Origin of the sequence: uncultured Sulfitobacter sp. (assembly GCF_947502895.1) — a bacterium.
Taxonomy (GTDB): domain Bacteria; phylum Pseudomonadota; class Alphaproteobacteria; order Rhodobacterales; family Rhodobacteraceae; genus Sulfitobacter.
In genome coordinates, this window is record NZ_CANNBM010000002.1 from 456,189 (window position 1) to 482,722 (window position 26,534).

The 26,534-nt window shown below is 56.5% G+C and carries 25 protein-coding genes, 1 tRNA gene, 1 pseudogene and 1 riboswitch; of the genes and pseudogenes, 14 read left to right on the forward strand and 13 right to left on the reverse strand.

Annotation, left to right across the window (positions count from 1 at the left end; translation table 11 throughout):
• Position 1 precedes the first annotated feature (1 nt).
• From Q0903_RS10160 to Q0903_RS10170, 3 genes are all read right to left on the reverse strand, one after another.
• Entirely contained in the window at positions 2-571 is a 570-nt protein-coding gene (locus Q0903_RS10160) for a hypothetical protein (protein ID WP_299414999.1), read from the reverse strand.
• A gap of 63 nt (positions 572-634) precedes the next feature.
• Positions 635-1,210 (reverse strand): sigma-70 family RNA polymerase sigma factor, encoded by a 576-nt coding sequence (locus Q0903_RS10165; RefSeq protein ID WP_299415001.1) that lies wholly within the window; start codon positions 1,208-1,210, stop codon positions 635-637.
• Positions 1,211-1,855: 645 nt separating this feature from the next.
• A tRNA-Leu gene (locus Q0903_RS10170) sits at positions 1,856-1,941 on the reverse strand.
• 211 nt (positions 1,942-2,152) lie between these two features.
• Here Q0903_RS10170 and Q0903_RS10175 point away from each other — a divergent pair.
• Positions 2,153-2,818, forward strand: coding sequence for a DsbA family oxidoreductase (locus Q0903_RS10175; protein ID WP_299029234.1), 666 nt, complete (start codon positions 2,153-2,155; stop codon positions 2,816-2,818).
• 10 nt (positions 2,819-2,828) lie between these two features.
• Positions 2,829-3,521, forward strand: a complete 693-nt coding sequence (gene lipB, locus Q0903_RS10180) for a lipoyl(octanoyl) transferase LipB (RefSeq protein WP_299029231.1) — start codon at positions 2,829-2,831, stop codon at positions 3,519-3,521.
• Here the strand turns inward: lipB and Q0903_RS10185 are convergent.
• Positions 3,518-3,949, reverse strand: coding sequence for a response regulator (locus tag Q0903_RS10185; RefSeq protein ID WP_299029228.1), 432 nt, complete (start codon positions 3,947-3,949; stop codon positions 3,518-3,520). The genes lipB and Q0903_RS10185 overlap by 4 nt on opposite strands.
• On the reverse strand, positions 3,946-5,217 hold the full coding sequence (locus Q0903_RS10190) for a PAS domain-containing sensor histidine kinase (protein WP_299415003.1): 1,272 nt from the start codon (positions 5,215-5,217) through the stop codon (positions 3,946-3,948). Before Q0903_RS10190 ends, Q0903_RS10185 begins: the two co-directional genes overlap by 4 nt.
• A gap of 293 nt (positions 5,218-5,510) precedes the next feature.
• Between Q0903_RS10190 and ctaD the strand changes: the two are divergent.
• Both ctaD and Q0903_RS10200 read left to right on the forward strand, forming a co-directional pair.
• A pseudogene (gene ctaD, locus Q0903_RS10195) lies at positions 5,511-7,181 on the forward strand (cytochrome c oxidase subunit I); the annotation flags it as partial.
• Between the two features lie 272 nt (positions 7,182-7,453).
• A complete protein-coding gene (locus tag Q0903_RS10200) occupies positions 7,454-7,936 on the forward strand; it encodes a DUF2244 domain-containing protein (RefSeq protein ID WP_299415004.1) in 483 nt (160 codons plus the stop codon).
• Between the two features lie 3 nt (positions 7,937-7,939).
• On the opposite strand, the gene Q0903_RS10205 is transcribed toward Q0903_RS10200, so the two are convergent.
• Complete coding sequence (locus Q0903_RS10205; protein WP_299029220.1) at positions 7,940-8,401, reverse strand: GatB/YqeY domain-containing protein; 462 nt, start codon at positions 8,399-8,401, stop codon at positions 7,940-7,942.
• Positions 8,402-8,642: 241 nt separating this feature from the next.
• Here Q0903_RS10205 and carA point away from each other — a divergent pair, with 241 nt between their 5' ends.
• Together carA and Q0903_RS10215 are read left to right on the forward strand one after the other, a co-directional pair.
• A complete protein-coding gene (gene carA, locus Q0903_RS10210; RefSeq protein WP_299415006.1) occupies positions 8,643-9,815 on the forward strand; it encodes a glutamine-hydrolyzing carbamoyl-phosphate synthase small subunit in 1,173 nt (390 codons plus the stop codon).
• Between the two features lie 96 nt (positions 9,816-9,911).
• Entirely contained in the window at positions 9,912-11,789 is a 1,878-nt protein-coding gene (locus tag Q0903_RS10215) for a glycosyltransferase (RefSeq protein ID WP_299029214.1), read from the forward strand.
• On the opposite strand, the gene Q0903_RS10220 is transcribed toward Q0903_RS10215, so the two are convergent.
• The gene (locus Q0903_RS10220) at positions 11,786-12,451 is read right to left on the reverse strand and encodes a GntR family transcriptional regulator (protein ID WP_299029213.1); all 666 of its coding nucleotides are present in this window, start codon (positions 12,449-12,451) and stop codon (positions 11,786-11,788) included. The two genes, Q0903_RS10215 and Q0903_RS10220, sit on opposite strands and share 4 nt — an antisense overlap.
• 98 nt (positions 12,452-12,549) lie before the next feature.
• On the opposite strand from Q0903_RS10220, the gene Q0903_RS10225 reads away from it, so the two are divergent.
• Positions 12,550-13,194: a pyrimidine 5'-nucleotidase gene (locus Q0903_RS10225; RefSeq protein ID WP_299415009.1), complete on the forward strand. Its 645-nt coding sequence runs from the start codon at positions 12,550-12,552 to the stop codon at positions 13,192-13,194.
• A 17-nt stretch (positions 13,195-13,211) separates the two neighbouring features.
• Positions 13,212-14,408 (forward strand): UbiH/UbiF family hydroxylase, encoded by a 1,197-nt coding sequence (locus Q0903_RS10230; RefSeq protein WP_299415011.1) that lies wholly within the window; start codon positions 13,212-13,214, stop codon positions 14,406-14,408.
• Here Q0903_RS10230 and ispG read toward each other — a convergent pair.
• From ispG to hemA, 3 genes are all read right to left on the reverse strand, one after another.
• Positions 14,405-15,529 (reverse strand): flavodoxin-dependent (E)-4-hydroxy-3-methylbut-2-enyl-diphosphate synthase, encoded by a 1,125-nt coding sequence (gene ispG, locus Q0903_RS10235; protein ID WP_299415012.1) that lies wholly within the window; start codon positions 15,527-15,529, stop codon positions 14,405-14,407. The two genes, Q0903_RS10230 and ispG, sit on opposite strands and share 4 nt — an antisense overlap.
• Positions 15,530-15,636: 107 nt before the next feature.
• Positions 15,637-16,908 (reverse strand): helix-turn-helix domain-containing protein, encoded by a 1,272-nt coding sequence (locus Q0903_RS10240; protein ID WP_299029206.1) that lies wholly within the window; start codon positions 16,906-16,908, stop codon positions 15,637-15,639.
• Between the two features lie 123 nt (positions 16,909-17,031).
• Positions 17,032-18,255 (reverse strand): 5-aminolevulinate synthase, encoded by a 1,224-nt coding sequence (hemA, locus tag Q0903_RS10245; protein WP_299415014.1) that lies wholly within the window; start codon positions 18,253-18,255, stop codon positions 17,032-17,034.
• A 203-nt stretch (positions 18,256-18,458) separates the two neighbouring features.
• Between hemA and Q0903_RS10250 the strand changes: the two genes are divergently transcribed.
• The 5 genes from Q0903_RS10250 to Q0903_RS10270 all read left to right on the forward strand — a co-directional run bounded on the left by Q0903_RS10250 (position 18,459) and on the right by Q0903_RS10270 (position 23,095).
• Positions 18,459-19,835, forward strand: a complete 1,377-nt coding sequence (locus tag Q0903_RS10250; RefSeq protein ID WP_299415016.1) for a M20/M25/M40 family metallo-hydrolase — start codon at positions 18,459-18,461, stop codon at positions 19,833-19,835.
• A 135-nt stretch (positions 19,836-19,970) separates the two neighbouring features.
• Positions 19,971-20,059, forward strand: a riboswitch (TPP riboswitch).
• Between the two features lie 45 nt (positions 20,060-20,104).
• A complete protein-coding gene (thiM, locus tag Q0903_RS10255) occupies positions 20,105-20,887 on the forward strand; it encodes a hydroxyethylthiazole kinase (RefSeq protein WP_299415018.1) in 783 nt (260 codons plus the stop codon).
• A complete protein-coding gene (gene thiE, locus Q0903_RS10260; protein ID WP_299415020.1) occupies positions 20,878-21,528 on the forward strand; it encodes a thiamine phosphate synthase in 651 nt (216 codons plus the stop codon). Before thiM ends, thiE begins: the two co-directional genes overlap by 10 nt.
• Complete coding sequence (gene thiD / locus Q0903_RS10265) at positions 21,525-22,334, forward strand: bifunctional hydroxymethylpyrimidine kinase/phosphomethylpyrimidine kinase (RefSeq protein ID WP_299415022.1); 810 nt, start codon at positions 21,525-21,527, stop codon at positions 22,332-22,334. The genes thiE and thiD overlap by 4 nt, the downstream gene beginning before the upstream one ends.
• Positions 22,331-23,095, forward strand: coding sequence for a 3-oxoacyl-ACP reductase (locus Q0903_RS10270; protein ID WP_299415023.1), 765 nt, complete (start codon positions 22,331-22,333; stop codon positions 23,093-23,095). The genes thiD and Q0903_RS10270 overlap by 4 nt, the downstream gene beginning before the upstream one ends.
• 94 nt (positions 23,096-23,189) lie before the next feature.
• Here the strand turns inward: Q0903_RS10270 and Q0903_RS10275 are convergent, their stop codons facing one another.
• The 3 genes from Q0903_RS10275 to Q0903_RS10285 all read right to left on the reverse strand — a co-directional run bounded on the left by Q0903_RS10275 (position 23,190) and on the right by Q0903_RS10285 (position 25,359).
• Positions 23,190-24,314: an aminotransferase class V-fold PLP-dependent enzyme gene (locus Q0903_RS10275; RefSeq protein ID WP_299415024.1), complete on the reverse strand. Its 1,125-nt coding sequence runs from the start codon at positions 24,312-24,314 to the stop codon at positions 23,190-23,192.
• A gap of 137 nt (positions 24,315-24,451) precedes the next feature.
• Complete coding sequence (locus Q0903_RS10280) at positions 24,452-24,907, reverse strand: Lrp/AsnC family transcriptional regulator (protein WP_299415025.1); 456 nt, start codon at positions 24,905-24,907, stop codon at positions 24,452-24,454.
• Positions 24,904-25,359, reverse strand: coding sequence for an Lrp/AsnC family transcriptional regulator (locus Q0903_RS10285; protein ID WP_299029179.1), 456 nt, complete (start codon positions 25,357-25,359; stop codon positions 24,904-24,906). Before Q0903_RS10285 ends, Q0903_RS10280 begins: the two co-directional genes overlap by 4 nt.
• A gap of 130 nt (positions 25,360-25,489) precedes the next feature.
• On the opposite strand from Q0903_RS10285, the gene ilvC reads away from it, so the two are divergent.
• Complete coding sequence (ilvC, locus tag Q0903_RS10290; RefSeq protein WP_299029176.1) at positions 25,490-26,512, forward strand: ketol-acid reductoisomerase; 1,023 nt, start codon at positions 25,490-25,492, stop codon at positions 26,510-26,512.
• The last annotated feature ends 22 nt before the right edge of the window (positions 26,513-26,534 follow it).

Here is a 26,534-nt window from a genome sequence, read left to right on the forward strand (position 1 = left end):
GTTATTGCTCAGCAACGAGAGCGACAAAAGGCGAGGTTTCCAGCGTGGACAGCGCCGCTTCGCGCGCGTTGGGATCATCAAAAACCAACCGGTAGAGACCCAGAGCACTCGGCCCGTCTGCGATATTTGCGCCAGTCTCACGCAGCAGAGCCTCGATGTCTGCCATCGTTGTATCTGCCTCAAAAGCGACTGCGAGGGTCGCGTCAATCGGCGCCTCGGATACGGTGCGATAAACAGGTGCATCCGCTGTTGGGCCACCAACGATGAGAAATGCCCCCTGAAGTAAAACAACAGCACCCAGAAGCATGGCCGCTATGCGCCATACAGGCGCATGGGTCTGATTTGCCGGTTTGGTTTGGTCAATCTCAGCGGCGAGCCTTGCCCACCCCCCATGCGCCGCACCGTCGCCCTGTGCGAGCGCATCGCGCAGTCCTGCCATAAGCGCCAGTTCCGCGCGCAATGCAGGGTCTGCCGCAGCCTGCGCATCAATACGGGCAGCTGTTTCGGGATCGGTTTCGCCACGCATATGCGCCAACAATGTATCTTCGTTCAGGCCGTCTGGTCGGTCCATGTCACCCTCCTTGCTCGAATGTGGTGTATTCATTGGACGGGCGAAAAACGGATCGGTTCAAAATCATTTCAATACCGCGCGAGAAAGACAACGCATCAGGTTCTTCTTGGCGTGGAAGATCCGGCTCTTGACTGTACCTTCGGGCACATTTTCGACGATCCCGACTTCTGCGCAGGTCATATCTTCGTAAAAAGCAAGATGGATCGCGGCCCTCTGACGCTCTGGCAGCTTGTCAAGACAGGCCCGCACACGCGCTGCATCCTGCGCAGCACCCAGTACTACCTCGGGGTCGGGCGCATCATCGATCTGCGTCTCATCGGCATCAGCGAGGGTGACACGGGCTTGCTTGCGGATGTGATCGACGGTCTTGTTGCGTGCCAGCGTCAGTATCCAAGACCGCACACTACAGCGCCCCTGAAAGCCTGCGGCCCCGCGCCACACACTCAGCATTGTATCATGGACGATGTCATCGGCCTCAGTCAGGTCGCGAACGCGCGGGCGCACAAAGCGGGCCACCGCGGCTGCATGAACTTCATAGAGCGATTTCATGGCAGTCATATCGCCCTGACCGACACGCGCAATAAGCACCGCGTCCTCAGCGACGTCTAAAGAGCGGATCACTTCATCAACCATATACATCAGTCTATCATGTTGAAATGTCTGGTTCAATGATCTTCACCGGCACTCGCCCAAGGCGACTTAAAAACGCCAAACCCGCACACCGCGAAACGCACTCTATGTCAGGAGCAACCCGAACCACGGTAGCTGTATGGTTTTGTGTCTTTTGACGGTATCGCCCGGTCGCCCCCTTACGCCAGTTCCTGCGTAGGCAGAGCATTTGGAAAGGTGTGCCCGTCCGTAAAACGGCGAAAGTGGAAACCGGTGGCCTCACATAGGACAGAGCGCCTGGACTGTCTGGTCAATAGTCACCCCGAGGTTCTTTTTCAGCTGCACAGCTGTCTGACCCGATAGGTAAGTCGGATCGTTTGGAGGTATGCTGGCCCTGTTCTTGATGGCGTAGCCATCATCCATGCCCTGATTTTTCGATGCCGTGTGTTTCGCTGTCTTGCAATGGGCCTCCTGACAAAAACTATTCAGGGCCTTTGGAGAAGCCTAACCATTTAAGCCCCACAACAGAAATTATGCCGCTACGCCTCGCCCGCAGCATCAAAAAAAACTGCAAGTTCCGAGCGAGAGCAAAGCGCGAGACGGGAAATATACGGGGAAACGACTGAGAGCATCGAAACTCAAGCGGTCAAAAACAAACATTAGTGCTGAGTTAATTGGTGCGGTCGGAGAGACTCGAACTCTCACGGGTGTTACCCCACAGCGACCTCAACGCTGCGCGTCTACCATTCCGCCACGACCGCACGCCATGGATGGTGGGGATGCAATAGCGTGGGTTACGCGATACCTCAAGAGGGAATTTAGGGGTCTTGGCGATCTCTCCGCACCATCAATCTCGGCGCTGTACGCTAGCGGAGCATGGCCTTCCGCCTGCACATCCTCAAATCCTGCTGTAGCGGTTGTAAATGTGCTGCGAAGACGCAATCTAGAGAAGGAACAAGCGGGAGCGACGAGATGTCAGAGACACAACCAATTCAAATTGACATCATTTCAGACGTGATGTGCCCGTGGTGCATAATCGGATTTCGGCAATTGGAACAGGCGCTTGGTGCGTTGGACACGGGTGCTTTTATCCGTTGGCATCCGTTTGAGTTAAACCCTGACATGCCTCCCGAAGGTCAGAACCTACGCGAACACATCGCCGAGAAGTATGGCGCCACCCCAGAGCAAAGCGCGCAAAACCGCGCGCAGATGCAACAAATCGGCACTGAATTGGGCATCGATTTTCAATTCAGTGATGACAGTCGCATCGTCAATACCTTTGCCGCCCATCAGCTTTTGGACTGGGCCCAGTCCAAAGGATTGCAACACCCGCTCAAACTTGCGTTGTTCGATGCGCATTTCACGCAACAGCGTGATGTCTCGCAACACGATGTATTAAAGGAAGTGGCAAGCTCGGTCGGATTGGATTCAGCAGAAGCCCAAAATGTGCTGGATCAGTCTACCCACGCGGCAGAAACCCGCGCGCGGCAGACGTTCTGGACCGAGCGTGGTATTTCCGGGGTTCCCGCGATGGTGTTTGAGGGTAAGTACCTGCTGACAGGTGCGCAGGGTGCGCAAAACTATGCGCAGATGTTGCAAAAAGTTCTGGCTGAGCGGTCCGAACCCGCGAAACCCTGAGGAGATCGCCGTGACAGGCAAGACGCACCGGATGATAGAGTGGATAGTCTCTGACGGATTGACCGATTTTCGAACCGCCGAAGCATGGATGGAGGCGCGGGTCGCTGCGATCCATGAAGGTCAAGCGAATGAATGCATCTGGCTAGTGGAGCATCCACCGCTCTATACGGCAGGTACATCCGCCAAAGCACATGATTTAACAGATCCTGATCGCTTCGACGTCTTTCCCACCAGACGCGGCGGGCAGTACACCTATCACGGACCCGGGCAGCGCGTCGCTTACGTGATGCTGGATGTAAGCAAACGCGGACGGGACGTGCGCAAGTTTGTAAAACAGCTGGAAGACTGGGTAATTCTCACGTTGGGCCAGTTCAATGTAACAGGTGAAATCCGAGAAGGCCGCGTAGGTGTCTGGGTCACAAGACCGGAAAAGCCGCAGACGACAGCAGGGAACCCCGCAGAAGACAAAGTGGCCGCGATTGGCATCCGCCTTCGTAAATGGATCAGCTATCATGGAATTTCGCTCAACGTGGAGCCTGACTTGACTCATTTTGAGGGGATCGTGCCGTGCGGCATTACGGAGCATGGCGTGACCAGCCTTGTCGATCTTGGCCTGCCAGTCACTATGGCTGACGTTGATCTGGCCCTGCGAAGCAGTTTTCCCCAAGTGTTTGGCGACATTCCCCAAACGCATGTTCGCTAAGCAGCAGGGCGATTCTTTTCAGCCGTTCTTTGGAAATCCTCAACCAGTTCCAGCAGCTTTTCCAAGCGAAGCGGTTTGTCGCAAAAGCTATGCACATTGGGGTCTGCCTCTGCACGGGCATGATCAGCCTCAAGAAGTGAAGTGGACAGCATTACGATAATGAGTTGGGCAGCCGGATCGATATGCAGTCGGGCATAATGCTCCAAAAACTCAAAACCGCCCATCCCGGGCATGTTGATATCCAGAAATATAAGTTCCGGCAGTGGACGACCCGCCGCGATGTCTGCACGCAAGATCTGCAATGCTTCCCCCCCGTCCGTGGCAACATCAATCTGCCGCGCCCTCTTGGAACGCTCGATAACGCGCCGGTGCAGCATATTGGTTACCGCATCATCGTCCACAAGCAATATACGCTCTAACGGATTCATGCCGCGACCTCCTCTTTCGGGAAATGGATTGTGAAGGCAGCCCATTCGCCGCGCGTTCCTTCGGCAGTGATCTTACCGCCGCAGCGATGCAGCATACGCTGCGCGCAGTAGAGAGAAATACCACCACCAGCAGGCTCTTTCTGCCCCCGTTGAAACAAGCCAAAGACTGTCGGGATATCCCTTACACTGTCGATGCCAAGTCCGTTATCTGCAACCCTCAGCCAGACCTGCCCGTCCTCAATGCCGCAGGACACATTAATTTGGAGTTTGCGCTGTGGATGCGCGTATTTCACCGAATTATCCAGAACCGCTGCGAGGATTGCCTCTAGCTCGACACCCGAAAATCTGACCTTGAAGTCATTTTCTATGTTAATGACAATAGGGAACACATTGCCACCGATCGTCGGATAGACAACATCAACAACGCTCTGCACAGCAGCCCGCAGGTCAAGCCGAAACTGGGGAGGGGCATCCCCCAGACGGATCTGGGAGACAAGGACCAGCCCCTGAACTTTTGCATTAAGCTGCTCAGAACACTCGCGAACCCACCTAACCTGTTCAGCCTGTTCCGCAGTCAGTGTATCGGCAGCATCGCATAGCATCAGACCAAGACGATTGAGGTTATTGAGCGGGACCTTTAAATCATGTGTCGCGATGTAAGTCAGCTGCTCCAACTCATCCACCGCGTCTTGCAATTCCAGCGTGCGCGCGCAAATCCGCTCCTCAAGTTCCGCATTGAGCGTTGCAAGATCCTTTGTCCGCGCAGAGACTTTTTCTTCCAGACTGGCGTTCATCTCCAGCAGCCTGAACTCGGCCTCTTTTTCGACCGTGATGTCGCTGGCACATCCAATATGGCGCACCACCCGCCCGTCCGCCGCGCGGTCAAACACAGCATCCACCGACCGAAGCCAACGCAATGTACCCTCTTTGGTGATGACCCGATATTCCAGTGTCGCCTCTTCGTCATCGGCCAGCGCCATTATCGACGCCATATGCGCCCCCAGAGACGGAAAATCGTCAGGGTGAACGATCTGGCTGAACAAATCAGCGCCAAACGCGCGGATTTCATCGGGGGAATAACCCAACTGCTCTGCAACCGAGCGGTTGGAATAATCATTCGCAAAGCTGTCGTGGTTAAACACATAAACAAAGCCCGGCATGAGCCCAACCACAAGATCAACTGATGGCAGACAGCTCGGCTCGTTCTCCCGCACTAAGGGCAGCACATTTGCGCCCTCATGGCGGCTGAGTGATCTGGCTTTGGTCACAAGCACCCCCTAGTTCTCGACAAAAGGAACCATTGCCCAATTTCATTACCAGCATGTTAACTTTCCCCAACAGAAAGGTGCTGGAATAGATCAAATGTCTTGCAGATTTACACTGGTATGATTTGGCCCATACAGAGCTCCATTTATGTGGCCATACACTTGAAAATACTTCTACCTGCGACCAACGCGCCCATTGCCCTGATGCCAAGTTGAATCTAAAAGAGCCGCAAGACCGCAGTGCGTTTTGCCAACAGGCGCACCTGTATTTCAATATCAAGCCAAGGAGGCACCGCATGGCAGACGCAGCCATTAACGGCCATGACCATGAAGATGAGCGCGGGTTTTTCACGCGCTGGTTCATGTCCACAAACCACAAAGACATCGGTATTCTATATCTGATCGTCTCCGCTTTTGTCGGATTTATCTCTGTCGCATTCACGATCTACATGCGTCTTGAGCTGATGAACCCCGGCGTTCAGTACATGTGTATGGAAGGCGCGCGCTTCGTCGCCGATTCTTCTGCGACGTGTACGCCCAACGGGCACCTTTGGAATGTTCTGATCACCGGTCACGGCATTCTTATGATGTTCTTTGTCGTTATTCCTGCTCTGTTTGGCGGTTTCGGCAACTATTTCATGCCTTTGCAGATCGGCGCGCCAGACATGGCGTTCCCGCGGATGAACAACCTGTCCTTCTGGCTTTATGTTGCAGGTACGTCTCTGGCGATCTGCTCCGTGCTGCTTCCTGGCGGTAACGGTCAGTCCGGCTCTGGCGTAGGCTGGGTATTGTATCCGCCGCTGTCGGTAAAAGAGGGCGGCATGTCGATGGATTTCGCGATTTTCGCGGTTCACGTCTCGGGCGCTTCCTCCATCCTCGGTGCGATCAACATGATCACAACCTTCCTGAACATGCGTGCCCCTGGCATGACATTGTTCAAAGTTCCGCTGTTTTCCTGGTCGATCTTCGTCACCAGCTGGCTGATTCTGTTGTCCCTGCCCGTCTTGGCTGGTGCGATTACCATGCTGCTGATGGACCGTAACTTCGGGTTTGCATTCTTTGACCCTGCAGGCGGCGGTGATCCGGTTCTGTACCAGCACATTCTGTGGTTCTTCGGACACCCGGAAGTGTATATCATCATCTTACCAGGCTTTGGCATCATCTCCCACGTTATTGCGACGTTTGCGCGCAAACCTGTCTTTGGCTATCTGCCAATGGTTTGGGCCATCATCGCGATCGGTGCGTTGGGTTTTGTTGTCTGGGCACACCACATGTACACAGTTGGTATGTCATTGAACCAGCAGGCCTACTTCATGCTGGCGACCATGGTGATCGCGGTGCCGACAGGCGTCAAAGTCTTCTCGTGGATTGCAACGATGTGGGGCGGCTCTGTTTCGTTTGAAACACCGATGCTCTGGGCCTTCGGCTTCCTGTTTCTGTTCACCGTTGGTGGCGTGACCGGCATCGTATTGTCACAAGCAGCTGTCGACCGCTATTACCACGATACATACTACGTGGTTGCGCACTTCCACTATGTGATGTCGTTGGGTGCTGTGTTCACAATCTTTGCGGGCATCTACTTCTACCTGCCCAAGATGACTGGCCGCATGTACCCTGAGTGGGCTGGCAAACTGCACTTCTGGACCATGTTCATCGGTGCAAACCTGACCTTCTTCCCACAGCACTTCCTGGGTCGTCAGGGTATGCCACGTCGCTACATAGACTATCCTGATGCTTTCGCATACTGGAACTGGTGGTCTAGCCTTGGTGCGTTCCTGTCCTTCGGCTCCTTCATCTTCTTCTTTGGGGTGATGGCATGGACACTGACACGCGGCGCGCGTGTTACAGCGAACAACCCATGGAACGAGTTTGCTGACACGCTGGAATGGACACTTCCATCCCCGCCACCAGAGCATACCTTCGAGCAGCTGCCAAAGCAGTCGGATTGGGACAAGTCCCATCGCTACCCTGACAGCATCGAAGAATGGGCTGGCAACGATCATCCTCGGGATGCGCAGTACGAGCCGAATAAAGGCTGAGGCTGACACATAAAACAAAGCGAGGGCTCCAACGGCGGTTGGGGCCCTTTTTGGTTATTTGGTCAAATTTCGGCGTGCAGTGTATGCAGCCTGAACTGAATTGAGTTTATGGGTGAAATAGGCCGCAGTGTCTGGCCAAGGGTCCCTGCCCGATCAGTTTGCCGCATTGATCTGACCTACAGAGACGCTAAAACACTACCATGCCTTATGAATGGACCTCACCGCCGCATACGACCCCGCAGAGAATGCGACTGTGGCCGCATAATTCGCTGCCCGCGCGGGGCATGGCCGCCTTTGTGCTTACCACTTTCACGCTGATCTCGATCCCCGTACTTCCTCTGCTCGGTTCTCCAATCCTTTGGGGAATGTTGCCGTTTACACTGGCGGCAGTCTGGGGGATTTTTTGGGCGCTACAGCGCAATCACAAAGCGCGACAAATCGAAGAAGAGCTTGTGCTGGGTGAGACGATTGCCCACCTCAAAAGAACCAACCCGAAAGGGGATGTCCAAGAGTGGGACTGTGATCGTTATTGGACCCAAGTTACCAAATATGATGACGAGGGGCCTGTACCCCACTACGTAACCCTTCGCGGCAAAGGCCGCGAAGTCGAGATCGGGTCATTTCTGAGCGAGGAAGAGCGGATCGCGCTTTATGACGACTTGCAGCGCGCCTTGCGGCGATAGAGCCTAGTTCGACAGCCGTTCTTTCAGCATCGGGCCTACACGTCCAAAATCCATCTGGCCCGTGTATTTTGCCTTTAACACTCCCATGACCTTGCCCATGTCACGGATAGAGCTGGCGCCCGTTTCTGTTACTGCTGCATCCACAGCCGCTTCTGTCTCGGCTGCGTCCAACTGACGGGGCAGGAACTCTTCGATCACAAGAATTTCAGAGCGTTCCCGCTCTGCCAGATCAAGACGGCCACCCTCTTCGTAGGCACGCGCAGATTCGATCCTCTGTTTTGCCATTTTCCCCAAAATCGCAAGAACTTCGCTCTCGCCGACACCGTCTTCGTTGCCTTCGGCACGCGCAGCTATGTCTTTGTCTTTGATCGCCGCATTTACCAGCCGTAAGGTAGACAAGCGGTCAGCCGCTTTGTCTTTCATGGCTTGTTTCAGAGCAGCACTGATGCGGGTACGAAGGTCCATGGGACGCCTTTACATATGATCATTACAAGAGCAGCGACACTACCCAATCGCTGCCCCACATGCAATGCACGCCAGCCCTCTCTATCTATCTGATATACATACATTATTCATTTTTCGGCCAATCTTGACGCTCTGCAGTGACCGCTATAGGTTGCACACGTTTGCCACGCGGGGGTTGCCACGCGCCGCGCTGGTTCCGAAGCTCTGCGCCAGCTTCATTCTATGCAAAAGGATCTGCTCAATGTCCACCGCTGCACCTACTCGCCCGACTGCCTGCCTAGCCCTTGCTGATGGTTCAGTCTTTTACGGAAGCGGTTTTGGAGCGACAGGTCAGACGGTCGCCGAGATGTGTTTCAACACTGCGATGACGGGCTATCAGGAGATTATGACCGATCCTTCCTATGCAGGGCAGATCGTGACATTTACCTTTCCGCACATCGGCAATACCGGCACCAACCCCGAAGACGACGAAACCGCCGATCCTGTGGCCGCTGGCATGGTCGTGAAGTGGATGCCAACCGAGCCGAGTAACTGGCGTGCCACACAACATCTGTCTGACTGGCTGGCTGCACGGGGCCGCATCGCGATAGGCGGGATTGATACGCGGCGCCTGACACGCGCAATACGCCAACAAGGCGCGCCGCATGCCGCCCTCGCCCACAATCCAGATGGTGAGTTTGACGTAGCCGCACTTGTTGCTGCTGCACGTGATTTTGCCGGATTGGAAGGTATGGATTTGGCAAAAGATGTGACCTGCGCTCAGTCCTATCGCTGGAACGAAAAGCGGTGGGCATGGCCGGACGGATACGCACCACAGAAAGACCCAAAGCACAAAGTCGTTGCCGTTGATTATGGCGCCAAGCGCAATATCCTGCGCTGCCTTGCATCTGCGGGCTGCGATGTGACTGTACTGCCTGCGAGCGCCACATATGACGATGTGATGGCGCACAATCCTGATGGTGTTTTTCTGTCCAACGGCCCCGGTGATCCTGCTGCTACCGGTGAATACGCTGTTCCAATGATCCAAGACATACTCGGCAAGACCGAACTGCCGGTTTTTGGCATCTGTCTGGGGCACCAGATGTTGGCGCTGGCGCTTGGTGGCCGTACCGTCAAGATGAGCCACGGGCACCACGGAGCCAACCATCCTGTAAAAGACAACGATACAGGCAAGGTCGAGATTACGTCGATGAACCACGGCTTTGCCGTTGACGGGCAGTCCCTTCCAGACGGTGTGATCGAAACCCATCGCTCGCTTTTTGACGGCTCAAACTGCGGTATCCGCATGGAGGGGCGTCCCGTCTATTCCGTTCAGCACCATCCAGAGGCGTCGCCAGGGCCACAAGACAGCTATTATTTGTTCGAACGTTTTGCGCAAGCCATGGCTGTTCGGGCTGAAAAGGCACCAGTGTAAGAGCCACAACCGCAAGCCTGCCTACAAGTTAAGACAAAATTAATATTTGTCTGGGATCGTTCTAACTGGTTCGAAACGACTTAAGGCAGGCACGCGATGAGCGACCTTTACCTGCGGCTCCCCGATCCGCAGGCGGCTACCCCTCCGACAGAGAGGCTGCCGTTAGGGCGGGTCATGGTGAACGCGGGCATCATTTCACAGAATGACCTTGTGCATGCATTGGATTTGCAGCGGCACATTGATGCGCCCTTGGGTGAAATTCTGGTCGCTGAAGGGTTGGCGAGCACTTTTGATGTGATGCAGATGGTTTCACGGCAGCACAATATTCCTGTCGCTGATCTGTTTGCCGACCCGCCTGACCCCGCACTTAGTGCCACACTACCCTCGCGTTTGTGTCTGACACATCGTTGTGTGCCATGGCTGAAGATCGGGGACATTCTGCTTGTCGGGACCACACACCCCGATGATTTTGAGAAATTGCGCACCTGCATGGGGGATCATAGCCGCCGAATGCTGCCTGTTCTGGTAGAGGAACATCAAATCAGGGCGCATATCGGCACACTCTATGGCGAAGAACTGGCACAGAAGGCAGCAACGCGTGTCCCCACCGCTGCAAGTTGTCGAAGCTGGAAAGTGAATTCGCGGATGCGGCAACCCCTCGCTTGGCTCGCCTTGGGGCTGTGTTTTGCTGCTTTGGTGTTTTCGCCGCTCTGGACAATTACTCTGTTGATGCTTTTCGCGTTTATCACGCTGATGATGACAACTGTAATGAAGCTGGCTGCATTTATTGCCCAGATCACAAAAATGTCCGCCAGTACCATCACGCAACACGATCACGGACATGCACCGTTTCCCCTGCCCAAAGTATCGGTTCTGGTACCGCTGTTGCAGGAAAAGGAAATTGCCGGAAAACTGATCCAGCGGCTTACCCGCCTTACCTACCCCAAATCACTGTTGGAAGTGGTTCTGGTGCTTGAGGCCGATGACGCCGTGACCCGTGAAACCATTGCACGCACCGAGATGCCCGGCTGGATGAGCGTTATCGAAGTGCCTTGCGCCAACAATCTGACAACGAAACCACGCGCTTTGAACTATGCACTCGATTTTTGCCGTGGCTCGATCATCGGGGTCTGGGACGCAGAAGATGCTCCGGAACCCGACCAGATCGAAAAGGTAGTAACCCGTTTTCAGGATGCCGCCGGGAATGTGGCCTGCCTACAAGGCGTGCTGGACTACTATAACTCAAAGTCCAACTGGCTATCACGCTGTTTCGCCATTGAATACGCAACATGGTGGCGGATGATCCTGCCCGGTATTGCCCATCTGGGCTTGGTCATTCCACTGGGCGGGACAACCCTTTTTTTCCGGCGCTCTATTCTCGAAAAGCTGTCGGGATGGGATGCTCATAACGTCACAGAGGACGCCGATCTGGGCGTCAGGCTGGCACGGCATGGATACGTGACGCAGCTCATTCCAACCGTGACCTATGAAGAGGCAAACTGTCGTGCGTGGCCTTGGGTTAAACAACGCTCGCGTTGGCTCAAAGGCTTTCTAATTACGTGGCTCGTTCATATGCGGGCGCCCCGCGCGCTTTTGCGTGATCTGGGTTGGCTTCGGTTTTGGGGGGTGCAAACCCTGCTTATGGCAACATTCGCGCAGTTTGCCTGCGGGCCGCTGCTTTGGTCATTCTGGATCACGTTGTTGGGGTTCGAGCATCCCGTCACGTTGACCTTGGGAACGACAACGTCGCTGGTGATGGCATGGCTGTTTTTTGCGGCTGTAATGATTAATATGGTAATCTCGCTTGTGGCGGTATCAGGCAAAGAACATCGCCACTTGCTGATCTATGTTCTCACGCTGCCGCTTTATTTCCCGATGGGTGCGCTTTCGGCGTATAAGGCGCTAAAGGAAATGGTCCTTAAACCATTTTATTGGGACAAGACCCAACACGGCATCAGCTCAAGCACGGATTAAGTTTCCGCCTCGCGCAGCTCTGCCTCTTGTTTGAGGCGAGTGGTGAAGGCCACTGAAATATGCGCGCGCAACGCCGCATCAGCCGCATCACCATCGCGCGCCTCAATGGCCGCGACGATACGGTCATGCTCGCTTTGGGCGATTTCACCACGGCCTACCACCGCCAGCGATGTGGTTGCCATCAGCGCCATAGACCGGTGCACAAGGTCCAACTGCTGCACCAGAAAGCGGTTGTGCGAGGCAAGGTGGATTTGTTTATGAAAGCGTCGATTGGCACGCGCCAGTGCGGCAGGGTGATCTTTGAGTGCATTGTCCGCCTCAACCATCTCGCGCAGCAGGCGCACCTCCTCTTCTGTCGCATTGCGGGCGGCCAGCCGTGCTGCCAACCCCTCCAGCTCTCCGCGCACGACGTACAGCTCTGCCATCTGGTTGTGATCCAGCGAGGCAACAATCAGGCTGCGCCCGTCGCGCACCAACAGTGATTGTGTCTCCAGACGTTGCAGCGCCTCGCGGATCGGTGTGCGCGAGACGCCAAAACGCTCGGCAAGTTCGCTTTCAACCAAACGGTCGCCCGGGCGGTAAGTGCCTGTGTCAATGGCGTCCAGTATCATCGAATAGGCGTCGGTATTGCCAGGACGGCCAGCAGAAGAAACAGGGGGCATAGATAAGCCTTTTCAAATCATATCCCAACACCTTAGCGCCAGAGCGCCCGCGCGCCTACCCCCTTGCACGCACCAACGACAGCCCCTACCAAGTTGCAATGCCTCGCACCTCGTTCTCTCATGTGTCCACTTGGGTCTTTGATCTGGACAACACCCTCTACCCGCCGCAGGCGCGCCTTTTCGATCTGATCGAAGTGCGAATGACCGCATGGGTCATGAATGCCCTCGGCGTCGAACGTGCAAAGGCAGATCGGCTTCGTGTGGAGTATTGGCACAAGTACGGAACGACCCTGGCTGGGCTGATGCGTGAACATGACGTTGATCCCGGGCCATATCTTACGGATGTGCATGACATCTCAATGGACAGCCTCACGCCTGATCCACAGCTTGCTGCCCACATCCGCGCTCTTCCCGGTCGGCGCATTGTTTATACCAACGGCTGTGCGCCCTACGCAGAGCGCGTGTTGGCCGCGCGCGGGCTATCTGGCCTGTTTGATGCGGTCTACGGGGTGGAGCATGCAGATTTTCTACCAAAGCCGGAGCGTGGCGCGTTCGAGCAGATATTTGCAAGAGATGATCTTACCCCTGCAAAAGCCGCAATGTTCGAAGACGATGCGCGCAATCTCGAAGTGCCACATGATATGGGAATGCGAACAGTGCATGTGTCACCCCACCGTGCGGACGCGCCGCATGTGCAATTCCACACAGACAACCTATCTGTGTTCCTCGATCAATTGACCTAAGACATGAGGGCGGCGCCATGACCAACACCTGTGACATACTGATTTCCGGTGGTGGCATTGCGGGGCTGACGGCGGCTTCCGCTTTTGGAACGGCGGGGTTCAGCGTTATATGCGTTGATCCGACGCCACCTGTCACCGATGGCGCCGCAACAGGCGCTGACCTGCGCTCAACAGCGATGCTGCAACCTGCACGTACCCTGCTGGAGCGCGCAGGCATATGGGAGAGCTTGGCACCGCACGCAGCCCCCCTGCAGGTCATGCGGATCATTGATGCTGGCGGAGCCGAGGCCGAACCCCGCGTCACCCGCGAGTTTGATGCCAGTGACATCTCCGAGCTGCCCTTCGGTTGGAATTTTCCAAATTGGCTGCTGCGTCGTGAAATCCTTGCACGCTTAAACGCACTGGACACAGTCGATTTTCGCGCAGGTGTCGGTACAACACGGCTGTTCACCCGCGAGGGTAGCGCGAAGGTAACACTTACTGATGGCACGCGCGTAGAGACGAAACTGGTCATTGCAGCGGACGGGCGCGGATCGCCCATGCGCGCCGCGGCCGGAATTCCTGTTCATACGCAACGCTACGGGCAAAAGGCCCTCGTCTTTGCGGTGACCCATCCGATACCGCATGAAAACGTATCTACCGAGGTCCACCGCACTGGCGGGCCTTTCACTCTTGTCCCCCTCCCTGACCGTGATGGCATGCCTTGTTCGGCAGTGGTTTGGATGGATGACGGGCGCCTCGCGCAAGAGCGTCTCGAACTGGATGTGGCGACATTCGAGGCCGAAGCCTCTGCGCGCTCTACCTATCATTTCGGCCCGCTGACACTGGTGAGCAAGCGTCAGGTCTGGCCGATCATCACCCAACATGCGAACCGCCTGAGCGGCGAACGGATTGCCCTGATTGCAGAGGCTGCGCATGTCATGCCCCCTATCGGGGCGCAGGGCTTGAACATGTCTTTGAACGACATTGCAACGCTGCTGGACCTCGCACAAGAGCGGCCTGATGGCTTGGGCGATGCGGATATGCTGGATGCCTATCATACAGCACGCTACGGCGATATCACCCTGCGCGTGCGCGGTATCGACCTGCTTAACCGTGCATCACAGGCTAGCAGCACGCTTGCGCGCGATGCGCGTGCCGCAGGGCTGAACGCGCTATACAGCGCGCCGCCTGTGCGTAAAATGCTCATGCAGATGGGTTTGGGAACGCGCTAGGCGTCTTCAGCGGCAGCCTCTGCTTCCAACTGGGCTGCGCGTGCTTCAACCTGTTCGACAATATGTTCGATCATCTGGTCATTGTTGAGTTTGTGGCTCTGCTTGCCCGCGAGATAGACCATACCCGATCCGGCCCCGCCGCCAGTAAACCCGACATCCGTCATAAGCGCCTCGCCAGGGCCGTTGACGACACAGCCAATTATGCTGAGGCTCATCGGCGTTTTGATGTGCTCCAAACGCGTCTCAAGCGCCTCGACTGTTTTGATCACATCAAACCCCTGCCGCGCGCAGGAGGGACAAGAAATGATGTTTACGCCGCGGTGGCGTAGGCCGAGGGATTTGAGAATCTCGAACCCCATCTTTACCTCTTCTACAGGATCGGCAGACAGCGACACGCGGATCGTATCACCAATACCCATCCACAACAGGTTGCCCATGCCGATGGCAGATTTGACCGTGCCTGATATCAGCCCGCCCGCCTCGGTAATCCCTAGGTGGATCGGCGCATCGGTTGCCTCTGCCAACTGCTGATAGGCAGCAGCGGCCATAAAGACGTCCGAGGCTTTACAGCTGATCTTGAATTCGTGAAAATCGTTATCTTGCAGTATCTTGATGTGGTCCAAGCCGCTCTCGACCATCGCATCGGGACACGGCTCTCCGTATTTGTCCAGCAAGTGCTTTTCCAGTGATCCGGCGTTCACACCGATACGGATGGAGCAGTTGTTGTCACGCGCGGCCTTGATAACCTCTTTGACCCGCTTTTCATCACCGATATTGCCAGGATTGATCCGAAGGCAGGCAGCCCCCGCTTCGGCTGCTTCGATCCCGCGCTTGTAGTGAAAATGGATATCCGCAACCAAAGGCACAGGGCTTTCGCGGACAATCTGCTTCAGCGCCGCCGAGCTTTCGACATCAGGCACCGAAACGCGTACGATATCTGCCCCTGCATCCGCCGCAGCCTGAATTTGGGCGATGGTTGCTTTTGCATCTGTCGTGAGTGTGTTGGTCATCGTCTGCACAGATATCGGTGCGTCGCCACCCACAGGAACATTACCCACCATGATCTGGCGCGATTTGCGACGATAAATGTTGCGCCAAGGACGTATATGATTGAGCGACATGTCAACCTCACTAGACAGTTCAGACATGTCCTAAGTAGCCATGCAGACCCGCGGCTGCAATCAAAAGCTATGCTTTGTGCGACGATAAGCGCAGTCTTGGGGGTAGTTTACTGGTCAGCGTCAGATGGAGCGTCGGCCACGGCACGCAATTCAGCAACCAATGTTTCCAATGCGCTGTCCTGACCGGGCTGCGCAGGCTCATAGAGCTCGGCCAAGGCCTGCTGCTGCAGCGGAACATTGGATGTCACACTGCCGCGGCTTCCCGCTGGGCCAAAGAACTCGCCGTTCATCACGAAATAGACTGCACCGCTTTGACCTGTGCGCAGCATCGGCGGCTCTTCCAATGCAGGCACGTCAAAGGTGTCGCCCTTTTGCATGACTTTTTCAAAGATGTTGGTACCATCTGCTGCCGTCACACGCACCCAAGTTTCGCTGGTTGCAACGACTTGCACTGCAGGTGCGGGACCTTCGAGAACCTGTGGAACCGTAAGGCCAGCTGTTACGGTCGGCACATCCAGCGCCTCGGTTATGGCACCATCCACAGCATTGGCGAGCAGGTCTTGCGGGCCCGCCGGTGCCGCGATTGTGGGTTGGTCGAACAAGCCGCTGGTGCGTGGATCAAGCGATGCAATGGGAGCATCACGCGCAACCAGCACGGGCACATCCAACGCCGCAGGTCGGTACAAACGGTCCAACGCCTCAACGCGGGGCGCGTCTTCCAGCGCAGCGGGAGTTGGCACACCGTTCTCAAGGATCGGTTGAGCAGGCGCATTTGCCTGCAACGGGTCAAGATCAGATAAAACAACGGGCGTCTGATCCACAGGTGACACCTGCACACGCTGCACTTCTTTCAAAACGCTCCACCCGCCGAAACCAATCGCACCGATCAGTGCCACCAGAATAAGCGAGGACCCGATGGCAGCGGGCTCGATCCGAGACAGAAAACCATCACCGCCCGGTGCGAACGGCATCGCAGGGCGGGAAAAGATATCATGCTCGGCCTGACGGCTCAGACGCTCTTCGCGGGTCGGTTTTTTGACCACTGACGCTTCGGCAGACATGCCGTGTGCCACGCTAAATCCGCTTTCATTGCAGAACGCGTCAAAAGCCTTGTCAGGGTCCATGTTGAGGTACCGTGCGTACGAGCGCACATAGCCTGCGATAAATCCGGGAGTGTCGAATGCGTCAGGATCGGCATTTTCGATAGCGGCGATGTAGGATGCTTTGATCCGTAGTTCGCGCTGCACATCGAGAAGGGATTTGCCAAGCGTTGCACGCTCTCCGCGCATCAGATCGCCCAAGCGCAATTCAAACGCGTCAAAGCCAGACTGCTTGACTGATTCGTCTTCAACGCTCTTGCTGGCCCAACGCCCGATCATAGCAATGCCCTAGTCTACTCTTTGTGCCTGTCTACCCTTTGACAACCAAATACCTTGATTCGTCTTAGGTCTTGTTAGGCTAAACGTAGCACAGTGCAAAGTTATTAGCGAGTTATTGACGAATTATCCGGCGAGTTCGGCACGATTCAGCGCACAATGCGCCCACAATCCATCCATTGCATTCACGAGCGCATCCATTTCGTCAGAACCGTGTACGGGCGAAGGTGTGAAGCGCAGCCTTTCAGTGCCGCGTGGCACGGTCGGAAAGTTGATAGGTTGGACATAGATTCCATGATCTTCCAACAACATGTCCGACAACATCTTTGTATGGACAGGATTGCCTACCATCACGGGAACAATGTGGCTGCCATGATCAATAATCGGCAGGCCAAGCCCCTTGAGCCGCAGCTTGAGCGCGCGCGCCTGCTCTTGATGTTTTTCGCGTAGCTCTGGCGCTGTTTTGAGAAACGCAACAGAAGCCGCGGCACCCGCAGCCACGGCTGGCGGCAGCGATGTTGTAAAAATAAATCCGGGTGCATAAGACCGTATCGCATCGCACATTTTGGCAGACGCCGCGATATAGCCGCCCATAACGCCATACGCTTTGGCCAGCGTTCCGTTAATGATATCAAGGCGATGCATTAGGCGGTCCCGTTCGGCAACCCCTGCCCCACGCGGGCCGTACATACCAACGGCGTGTACTTCATCGATATATGTCAGTGCCCCGAATTCATCTGCCAGATCGCACAACGCTTCAATCGGGCCAAAATCACCATCCATGGAATAGATGCTCTCAAATGCAATCAATTTGGGGGCATCGCTATCGTCGGCTTCCAGCAACTCTCGGAGATGGGCGACGTCATTGTGGCGAAAAATCCGCTTTGCGCCCCCGTTGCGGCGCACACCCTCGATCATGGAGGCATGGTTAAGCGCGTCGGAATAAATGATCAGCCCCGGAAACAACTTTGGCAACGTGCTGAGGGTGGCATCGTTCGCAATGTAGGCAGAAGTGAACAGCAGCGCCGCCTCTTTGCCGTGCAAATCGGCCAACTCGGCCTCGAGCCGCTTGTGATATACTGTCGTGCCGGAGATGTTACGCGTCCCGCCCGAGCCTGCGCCTGTGGCTTCAATCGCTTCGTGCATCGCTTCGCGCACGACAGGGTGTTGGCCCATTCCCAGATAATCATTACCGCACCACACCGTAATATCCTGCGCGGTCCCGTCAGGCTTGGTCCAGACTGCATGGGGAAAATTGCCATTGCGCCGCTCAATATCAATGAACGTGCGATAGCGGCCTTCGTCATGCAAACGCGCAAGCGCCTGATCAAGCTGGTCCGAATAGGTCATGCGCATCTCCGTCAGTGCAGGGCGCCGCGCGCGGGCGTCAATTGGCAGTGATGCTCAAGTATAGAATGGTTCCAAACGGATCAATACGCAAACGGGCGCGTAGTGTCGCAGGTGTTGTTTCCGATGGGAAAATCCCGCCACTGGACAACGCTTTGACGCCTGATAGGCTCCGCGCAAATACACCCCTCCCAAGGAGCCGCCCCATGTCCCTCGATGCCGTTCTCGCCCATATTGACGCTGACCTTCCTGCCGCCACCGAACGGTTGCTTGAACTGCTGCGGATCAAGTCAATCTCGACCGATCCCGCGTTCAAGGAGGACTGTCAGCAGGCCGCAGATTGGCTTGTAGCGGACCTTCAAAGCCTTGGAATAGATGCACAAAAGCGTGAAACGACAGGTCATCCGATGGTTGTAGGACATGTAGGGCCTGAAAACGGCAAACCGCATCTCTTGTTCTACGGCCACTATGATGTGCAGCCTGTTGACCCTCTGAATTTGTGGGACCGCGATCCGTTTGACCCCGCCATTGAACAGACCGATGCAGGCGCTGTGATCCGCGGGCGCGGTGCCGCCGACGACAAAGGCCAGTTAATGACATTTGTCGAGGCATTTCGCGCATGGAAGGCCGTGCATGGCGATTGGCCCTGCCGCATCACGTTCTTTTTCGAGGGCGAGGAGGAATCAGGCTCCCCGTCGCTGGTGCCTTTCATGGAGGAGCACAAAGACGAACTGCGCGCAGATTTTGCCATGATCTGTGACACAGGGATGTTCCAAAGCCGCACCCCTGCAATAACGACCATGCTGCGCGGTTTATTGGGCGAAGAGCTGACCATCACCGCCCCGTCAAAAGACCTGCACAGCGGCATGTTCGGCGGCATCGCCATGAACCCGATCCGCGTTCTGTCGCGCATCATTGCATCCCTACATGACGATCAGGGCCGCATCACCATTCCTGGCTTTTATGATGGCGTGCCAGACCTGTCAGACGAGCTGGAGGCGCAGTGGCAGGGTCTGGCATTTGATCATGCCGGATTCCTTCGCGATGTAGGCCTCAGCCATCCAGCGGGTGAACAGGACCGCACGCCGCTGGAAATGATCTGGTCACGCCCCACCTGTGAAGTGAACGGCATTGGCGGCGGCTATCAGGGCGACGGGTTCAAAACCGTACTCCCGTCCAAGGCCACCGCAAAGATTTCATTCCGCCTTGTGGGCGATCAGGACCCGTTGGTTATCCGAGAAAATTTCCGCACGATGGTGGAAGACATGTTGCCGCCAGATTGCACTGCGGAATGGTTGGGTCACGGGGCAAGCCGCGCATCCGCAACCCCCACAGACGATCCTGCCTTCGCAAAATCGCTCAAAGCACTCTCGGAGGAATGGCAGACGCCCGCTGCCTACATCGGCTGCGGCGGCTCCATTCCGATTGCAGGGCATTTCGACCAGATCCTCGGCACCACACCCGTGCTGATCGGCTTTGGCAAAGACGACGACCAGATCCACTCCCCGAACGAGAAATACGACATGGAGAGCTTTCACAAAGGCATCCGCTCATGGGCACGGATACTGGATGCGATTACGTAAAAGCGCGGGACAGATCACACCAATTGCAGATTAGTGCGAAAAGTGCCGGATGATGCATGCCGTCCAAATGTCAGATGTTGGTGCCTGATCCGGCATCAGAATGGTGATTGACCTTAAGTCCTAATTAGCTATTCATGAAAATGTCAGGGGCGCCGCGAGGCTGAGATGTACCCTTTGAACCTGAACCGGATAATGCCGGCGGAGGGAGGCAAAATCAGACCAATTTGGTTTGTCGCGTCTTTCCGTTCGTTGTGAAAAGGAAAGACCGCATGACACCGAATACCGCTTTTGAGGCTCTGCGCGCGCAAGCGCCACTTGTCCACTGCATTACCAACTACGTCGCTATGAACATTGCGGCAAATGTTACCTTGGCGGCAGGGGCTTCACCCGCCATGATCCACGCACCCGAAGAGATCGCAGATTTCGCGCCTATCGCCGGTGCGGTAACCATCAATATCGGCACCCTATCCGCCCCGTGGCTTGAAAGCATGAAAGCAGCTGCCGTCGCAGCGAACGCGGCCAGTGTGCCTTGGGTGCTGGATCCCGTTGCTCATTTCGCAACGCCCTACCGCGCCAAAGCCGCTGTGGATTTGCTCACCCTGAAACCCGCCATTGTGCGCGGGAATGCGTCCGAGATCGTCGCGCTCGCAGGCGGGATCGGGTCAGGCAAGGGCGCAGATAGCGGTGATAGCGTTGCTGACGCGCAAAGCTCGGCCATGGCCCTTGCGTCAAGCCATGGCTGCGTTGTTGCGGTCTCGGGCCCCGTTGATTTCATCACTGATGGCAAACGGAGCGCCAGCGTAACCGGCGGATCAGACCTCATGCCCAAAGTAACCGCTTTGGGATGTTCTCTAACGGCATTGGTCGGGGCTTATTCTGCCGTCGCCCCGAGCCTCGAGGCGACAGTCGCCGCCTTCGTGCACTTTGCCGAGGCAGGAGAGCGCGCAGGCAAAGATGCCCTGGGACCAGGCAGCTTTTCAGTGGCGTTCCTTGATGCGCTCCACACCCTGCAACCTGGCGATCTGGGCGAGGCGCGTGTGACATGGCGCTAAAGACCGATAGCTTGCGGTTGTACCTCGTAACCGACCCAAGCCTGTGCCCCGGCCCGCGTCTGGTTGAGACAGTAGCAGCGGCAGTTCGCGGTGGCGTCACATTCGTGCAGCTGCGCGACAAAGACGCATCAACCCGCGACCGCATCGAAGCTGCCTGCGCACTCAAAGGTGTCCTTGCCGGTACTGGTATTCCGCTGGTCATCAACGATGATCTTGACGCTGCACTTGCAGCTGACGTGGACGGCATCCATATCGGCCAAGAGGACGTGAGCCCCGACATCGCGCGTCACCGGCTCGGGCACGGAAAGCTTATCGGGCTTTCTTGCGAGACAACGGTTCAGGTCGCCGCAGCGAATGTCGATTTTGTCGATTACCTCGGCCTCGGGACGGTTTTTGCGACCTCGACCAAAGCGGATCACAAGCCGACGATCGGGTTGATTGGCCTATCCGAAATGGTGCGCTTGGCAAAGATCCCGACCGTCGCCATCGGTGGCCTAAAGAAAGAACATGCGGCCGACATCCTCAAAACGGGATGTGATGGCATCGCAGTCGTGTACGCAATTTGCGGTCAGCCCGATCCGGAACAGGCGGCGCGTGACCTTGGCCGCGCAATTCAGTCTAGAAACGGGACTTTCTTATGATCAGGAATGTGTTGACCATTGCGGGCTCCGACCCGTCCGGTGGAGCAGGAATTCAGGCCGACCTCAAAGCATTTGCAGCCAACGGTGTCTACGGGATGGCGGCAATCACAGCGCTTACCGCGCAGAACACGCAAGGGGTGCGCGGAGTCGAGCTTGTCGCGCCGACGTTTGTTCAGGCGCAGATTGATGCCGTCTTTGCCGATGTCCGCGTTGATGCCGTTAAAATCGGGATGATCGCAACCGCCGAGATCGCACTGGCGGTTGCCAAGGCGTTATCCGACCATCAACAAATACCCATTGTACTGGATCCGGTGATGGTCGCGAAGGGGGGCGCCCCCCTGCTGCAAGACGACGCGATGGAGGCACTGCGAACTGCCCTTGTTCCCTTGGCAACGGTCCTGACCCCGAACTTGCCAGAGGCCGCGCGACTGCTGCAGCAGCCTGAGGCGGAAAACCGTGACGCAATGGCGACCCACGCCAGAGCACTCGCTGATCTGGGGCCCCAAGCTGCGTTGGTAAAGGGCGGCCACCTTGCTGGCGATGAAAGCCCCGATGTTCTTTGGGATGGTTCTGCACTTCATTGGATTGAGGGCATGCGTACGGACACAAAGAACACTCATGGCACCGGCTGCACCTTGTCTTCATCGATTGCAGCCCAGCTTGCCCAAGGCCTGACGCCAAGGGCCGCAGTCGCAAAAGCCAAGCGCTATGTCTCCGGTGCGATTGCGGCGTCAGACCAACAGACAGTCGGGCACGGCCACGGGCCGGTCCATCATTTTTATGACCTTTGGAAGGATAAAACATGAGCAAAGCACTTAGCGAACAGACCGTTTTGGTGACCGGTGCGGGGCGAGGGTTGGGCGCTGCCATCGCAAGCGCCTTCGCCCGCGAAGGTGCGAACGTGGTCATCAACTACCGCAACAGCAAGGCCGCCGCTGAAATTCTTGCGGATGGTCTTGGGGAACATGCGATGGCCTTGCAGGCCGATGTGCAAGATGCGGGCGCGGTGACGCACATGGTCGAAAAGGCCGAAGCACATTTCGGACCCATAACGACCATCGTCCACAACGCCTTGGCCGATTACAGCTTTGATGGCGACGCACGGTCACCGATTGAGGCGGTAACGGCAGCTGAGATGCTGTCCCAGCACAACACTGCTGTGCTTGGGGCACTAAACGTCATGCAAGCCACGACGCCTGCGATGACGAAGGCAGGTTTTGGGCGCATCATCACCATCGGCACGAACCTCTTCCAGAATCCGGTCGTGCCTTACCACGACTATACCTCGGCCAAGGCCGCCTTGCTCGCCTTGACGCGCACGGCGGCCGCCGAATTGGGACCAAAGGGTATCACGGTCAACATGGTCTCTGGCGGTTTGCTGCGGACCACCGACGCCAGCGCCGCGACACCGGCAGAGGTTTTTGACTATATCGCGGGCGTCACGCCGCTGCGGTCTGTCACCACACCACAAGAAGCAGCGGACGCAGTTCTTTTCTTCGCAAGCCCTTGGGCACGGGCTGTAACCGGTCAGAACCTCATCGTCGACGGCGGTCTGGTGTCTGGATGAGGAAGACAAAAACAGCCCGCCAAAGCGGAGATATCAGAGGTCGGCTTGTCCACACAGCGGAGATCAGCGGGGGAATATATCCCCCGCCTGATCGTCACAAAACCTTGTCTACAACCACCTTCAAACGCCCCAGCGTGCCATCCACATCATAGAGCTTGTCCAGTCCGAACAGCCCCAGACGGAAAGTGCTGAATCCCTCGGGCTCGCCCACTTGCAGCGGTACACCTGCGGCAATCTGCATGCCGTGCGCCATGAACGCCTTGCCCGTTTTCACATCGGGGTCTTCCGTATAGCTCACCACCACACCCGGCGCGCCATACCCCTCAGCGGCGACAGATTTGATACCTTTTTCGGCCATCATCTCGCGCACACCTTCACCCAGTTTCCACTGCGCTTCCTTCAACCGCTCAAAGCCAAAGTCTTTGGTCTCGCGCATGGTATCGCGGAACACGCGCAGCGCATCCGTGGGCATTGTCGCGTGGTAGGCGTGGCCACCATCAAGATAGGCCTGCATGATTGCATGCCATTTCCCCAGATCAATCGCGAAGCTGTCCGACGTCGTCTCGCCCAACTTTTCCACAGCACGGGCGGATAGCATAACCAAACCCGCACAGGGTTGCGCGCTCCACCCCTTTTGCGGTGCAGAGATCAACACATCCACGCCGAGTGCCTCCATATCGACCCATGCGCAACCAGACGCGATGCAATCAAGTACCATCAGGGCTCCCACCTCATGGGCAGCCTCTGACATGGCGCTAATGTATCGATCCGGCAGGATCACACCCGCGGACGTCTCTACATGCGGTGCGAAAACAACTTGTGGCTTTTGGGTGCGGATGGCCTCCACAACGTCTTCAATCGGCGCAGGCGCATAAGGTGCAGGTGCTGCATTGCCCTGCGGGCGCGCTTTTATCACTGTCGTGTTGGCGGTCAGGCCGCCAGTTTCAATGATCTGGCTCCAGCGGTAGGAAAACCAGCCATTGCGCACAACCAGTACATCGCGGTCTCGCGCGAACTGGCGGGCAACCGCTTCCATTCCGTAAGAGCCACCACCCGGGATCACAACTGCAGATGCTGCACCATAGACTTCACACAACATTTCGTGAATGTCGCGCATCACCTGCTGAAACGTGCCGCTCATGGAATTGAGCGATCGGTCGGTAAAAACCACCGAAAATTCATCCAGTCCTTGCGGGTCTACAGTGTCAAGTAGTGCCATGGTCGATCCTCCAACAGATGCTTACACAATCTGCATAGAAACTGTGCTGACCATTGGCAAAGTCTATCTGGGTATACAAACGGCTAATCGCGCGCTCTCATGGCGCAGTTGCGCGCAAAAGTTTCCAATGCGCCTCGTTATAACGGGCCTGCCAGCCGCTCCTCGCTCAACAGTACGTTCGCTTCCACTTCTCCTGCCCCCGGCAACGTCATGATCCGCCGCCGCAACACCCGCTCGAAATCAGGCAGGTCCCGCGCGACAACGCGCAAGCGGTAATCATAGAGGCCAAGGACATGCTCGACCGTCTGAACTTCGGGAATGGCTGTGACCGCGCGCTCGAAATCCTCAAGGCTGACACGGCCACGCAAAGCCAGTTTGACCCCCAGAAACACCGTCACACCAAAGCCGAGCTTTTCCGCATCCAGCCGCAGCTGCCGACCGCGAATGACCCCTGCCTGCTCCAACCGCCTGATCCGCCGCCACGTTGCAGGCTGGCTCAACCCCAACCGCCGGCCCAGTGCGCCCGCGCTCTGCGTCGCATCACGTGCCAAAGCGCGCAGCAATTGGGTATCAATCTCGTCCAGTTCCGTCACAGCGGCAGCCCCTCGCTGTTTTTGATCCGCGCCACATGCATAAGCGCCTCGATCTCCGAAATATGCGGCAGGGTCAAAATGGACTGACGGTATATCTGCTGGTAATGCGCCATATCCCGCGCGATGATTGAGAGGCGCACATCAACGCGGCCCAAAAAGGTCTGTAATTCGACCACCTCTGGAACCTGACGGGCCTGCGCCATAAAGACGTCAAAGGCATTGCCTTGGGTTTTATCTAACGTGATCCTCAGCGAGACCTCGACCGCATAACCCAGTGCGGCCCAGTCGATGACAGCTGTCATTCCGCGCACCACACCCAGTTCCTGCATACGTGCAATGCGACGCGTCACACGTCCCGTGGTGATCCCCACGCGCTCCGCCAGCTCTGCCTGCGACAGACTTGGCTCGGCCTGCCAATAGCGAAGCAACCTCCGATCGTCATCATCGAGCATGAAAAATCCAATTATCTCCACATTGACGCATGATCTTCTTTATTTTTCCTTCTAAACTCATATCCTGACAATGGCAAACCGCACAAAACTCCCTATTGTGCACGACAGATCAAACAAAAGGGATAAAAACATGCGCGTTTATTATGACCGTGACTGCGACGTAAACCTCATCAAGGACGCAAAAGTTGCGATTCTTGGCTATGGCTCACAGGGCCACGCCCACGCCCTCAACCTGCGCGATTCCGGCGCCAAGAACCTCGTCGTAGCGCTGCGCGAAGGTTCCCCGTCGCGCGCCAAAGCCGAAGGTGAAGGCCTTGAGGTTATGGACATCGCTTCCGCAGCCGCCTGGGCCGACGTAATCATGTTCACGATGCCCGACGAGCTTCAGGCAGACACATACAAGAAGTATGTGCATGACAACATCCGCGAAGGTGCCGCCATCGCATTCGCCCACGGTCTGAACGTACACTTCGGCCTGATTGAGCCAAAAGCAGGCGTCGACGTGATCATGATGGCGCCCAAAGGCCCTGGCCACACAGTGCGCGGCGAATACACCAAAGGCGGCGGCGTTCCTTGCCTTGTAGCTGTAAACCAAAACGCCTCGGGCAAGGCGCTGGAAATCGGCCTGTCCTATTGCTCCGCCATCGGCGGTGGCCGCTCCGGCATTATTGAGACGGACTTCCGCGAAGAATGCGAAACCGATCTGTTTGGTGAGCAGGCTGTCCTGTGTGGCGGTATCGTTGAACTGATCCGCATGGGCTTTGAAACACTTGTTGAAGCAGGCTATGAGCCAGAGATGGCCTATTTCGAGTGCCTGCACGAAACAAAGCTGATCGTGGACCTGATCTATGAAGGCGGCATCGCCAACATGGATTACTCCATCTCCAACACAGCCGAGTACGGCCAGTACGTCTCCGGCCCGCGCATCCTGCCCTACGACGAGACAAAGGCCCGCATGAAAGCAGTCCTCAGCGACATCCAGAGCGGCAAGTTCGTGCGTGACTTCATGCTTGAAAACGCAGTGGGTCAGCCCACGATCAAAGCATCCCGTCGCGCCAATGACGAGCACCAGATCGAGATCGTCGGCGGCAAGCTGCGCGACATGATGCCTTGGATCTCCGCTGGCAAGATGGTCGACAAAGCAAAGAACTAAACTGTTCTACTGATGAAACGCA